Source organism: Streptomyces lushanensis (assembly GCF_001700515.1).
In the GTDB taxonomy this organism is placed as follows: domain Bacteria; phylum Actinomycetota; class Actinomycetes; order Streptomycetales; family Streptomycetaceae; genus Streptomyces; species Streptomyces lushanensis.
The window spans coordinates 1-2,443 of the sequence record NZ_MAUD01000113.1 but is presented as its reverse complement, the minus strand read 5'-3'; the positions used below and the strand labels follow the sequence as shown (position 1 = coordinate 2,443).

General features: G+C 70.3%; 3 protein-coding genes. 1 reads left to right on the top strand and 2 read right to left on the bottom strand.

What is annotated here, in order from left to right; translation table 11 throughout:
• A partial coding sequence (locus BFF77_RS10665; protein ID WP_066946901.1) for a DUF4331 family protein occupies positions 1 to 773 on the bottom strand: 773 nt, incomplete at its 3' end.
• A gap of 133 nt (positions 774 to 906) precedes the next feature.
• The gene (locus BFF77_RS10660; RefSeq protein ID WP_066946898.1) at positions 907 to 1,686 is read right to left on the bottom strand and encodes an SDR family NAD(P)-dependent oxidoreductase; all 780 of its coding nucleotides are present in this window, start codon (positions 1,684 to 1,686) and stop codon (positions 907 to 909) included.
• A 324-nt stretch (positions 1,687 to 2,010) separates the two neighbouring features.
• Here BFF77_RS10660 and ssgD point away from each other — a divergent pair, with 324 nt between their 5' ends.
• Positions 2,011 to 2,427: a spore wall synthesis regulator SsgD gene (gene ssgD, locus BFF77_RS10655; RefSeq protein WP_066946894.1), complete on the top strand. Its 417-nt coding sequence runs from the start codon at positions 2,011 to 2,013 to the stop codon at positions 2,425 to 2,427.
• Positions 2,428 to 2,443 lie beyond the last annotated feature (16 nt).

Below are 2,443 nucleotides of genomic sequence, written 5' to 3'. Positions count from 1 at the left end.
ACGGCACCGGCGATCATGCCCGCCACCGTCGCCGCGTAGGTCCGTACGTCGTCTGCGGGCCTGCCCTGGTTGAGGCGGTCGCCCAGATCCTCGTCGAGCTGGGCGAACAGCGGGTGGATCATGGGATGCCCGACCCGGTTGATCTGCCGCCAGCCGCCCACGTCGGTGGCCAGGCTCGCCAGTGCCCAGACGCCGATACGGCGGTCGGGCCCGGTCAGGGCGAGCAGTTCGCTGTCGGACACCTCGAGGACGATCGAGTGGACGGTGTGGCCTGCGAAGAGATTGGTGGCCTTGACCGGCTCCCAGCCCGTCAGATCCACCCGGGTGCCGTACTTGACCGCCTTGCCGACCGCTTGCAGCACGTCCGGCTCGATCCAGAACGGATCTCCGGCCCTGCCCGCCCACACCCGGGCGCCTCCGCCGAGGTCCTGGACACGGTCCGTACGGCCCTCGGCGACCGGCGTGCCGTCCGCGTGGTTGTCCTGCGCCTCCACGCCGGTGAGACGGTCCAGCCGGTAGGTCTGGCCGCCGTCGGACCCGCGCTCGCCGAAGGTGAAGCGGTAGGTCAGTTCCTCCACCGCGTCGCCGTCGCCGTCGATCTTGAATTCGTAGCGGCCCTCGGGATGGAAGCCGCGCGGGATGTCCTCACCGGCCAGCGAGTGGGAGGCGTTCATGATGAACACCGTGCCCCGCTCGCCTCGGAAGAGATAGAGATCGGTGAGATCCAGACGCGGGTCCTGCCGGGCGATCGGGGAGTCGAGATGGTGCGACATGAGGCACTCACATTCTGGGAAGGCACCCGGGTACCGCACGGGCGCGGGGGCGGATGGGACTTGGGTGGGGTCGGCAGGCGCACATCGGGAGGCGGCCATCGGTGAGCGGACCGGTGCCGCACGACGCCGGTCATCAGTCGCGCTCGTCCGGGATCCGGGCGCCGGTCAGCCGGGCACACCGTTCGAGCAGAGCGTCCTGGAAGGTGTACGACCTGGCGGCGGGGTGGGTCTCCGTCTCCTGGTGGTGGTAGAAGTAGCGGCCGGTCACGCGGGCGGATTCGTCGTCGCCGACGGCCAGCCAGGACTGGGTCACCGGTGCGAGACGCATGTCGTCGGGCGCCCCCCGGCCGCCCATCCGCGTGGGCACCCACCCGGGTGTCAGGGCGTTGGAGAGCACGTCCGGCCAGCGGCGCGCCACGGCGAACGCCAGGGCGACATCGCAGAGTTTGCTGTCGGAGTACGCCTGGGACGGGTTCCACTCCCGCTGGGTCCACCCCAGGTCGAACAGGTCCGGTTCGCCGGCGCGGTGCATGGCGGAACTGAGATAGACCAGCCGGTCCGGGCGATCGATCAGCGCGGTGAGCAGATACGGCGCCACCACATTGACGGCGAAGGTGTGGACGAGCCCCTCGGCGGTCAGCCGGTACGGCTCGCGGAAGCCGACGCCCGCGTTGTGGATCACCGCGTCGTACCGCCCGCGTTCGTTCGCCTGCCCGGCGACCCGGCGCGTGTCGGCCAGGCTCGACAGATCCCCCACGACGACGCCCTCCGCCTCGGGCAGTGCGTGTGCGGCGTCCTGGGCCCGCTCGGTGTTACGGGCGTGCAGCGTGACCTTGTGGCCCTGAGTCACCAGCAGCTTCGCGGCCATCAGGCCGAGCCCGTCGCTGGAACCGGTGATCAGTACGCGTGCCATCGGCTTCCTCCTTCGGCCGGCCCTCGGGCCGGACAGGGAGGCGGTCGGCCCAGGGAGTGCGAGGCCCGCGGAGCGGTTTTCCCGGGGACACCTGCCCACGCCCCGGCCGGGGAACGAAAAGGCCGGGCTCCACCTCGCACCGCCTCCTCAGCGGCCAGAATAGCACAAACATGATCATATAGTCGCTTTTGGGATGCTACGGCACGCGCCGGGGTGACGTAGGTCACCCTCCTTCCCGAGCACTGATCGGGCCGCCCAGCCGTCCTTCCAGTAGGAGAGAGAACCGCGCCGATCCACCAGCGGTCCGACGAAGGGGATCAGGTCATGTCACCCGTCATCGAGCAGGCTGTACAGGCCCGGCTGGTCGCGTCCGCCCCCAGGACCGAGACCGTCGCCGCGACACTCCGTTACGACCGGACCGATCCCTTCGCCGTCCGCATGGCGTTCCCGCCGCTCGCGACGCTGGAAGGCACCGAGGTGACCTGGGAGTTCTCCCGCGAACTGCTGGCCTCGGGCATGTACGAGCCGGTCGGTCTCGGCGATGTACGGGTACGGCCGTACGGCTACGGCCGCACGGTCCTGGAGTTCCACGCGCCCGAGGGCACCGCGATGGTCCATCTGCGGACCTCCGACCTGCGCCGCTTCGTGGAGCGCTCCGAGGACCTCGTCCCGGCCGGCCACGAGCATCTCCATCTCGATCTGGACCACGATCTGACCGAGCTGCTGCGCGACGCCTGCTGACGCTCCCGGCCCCGCC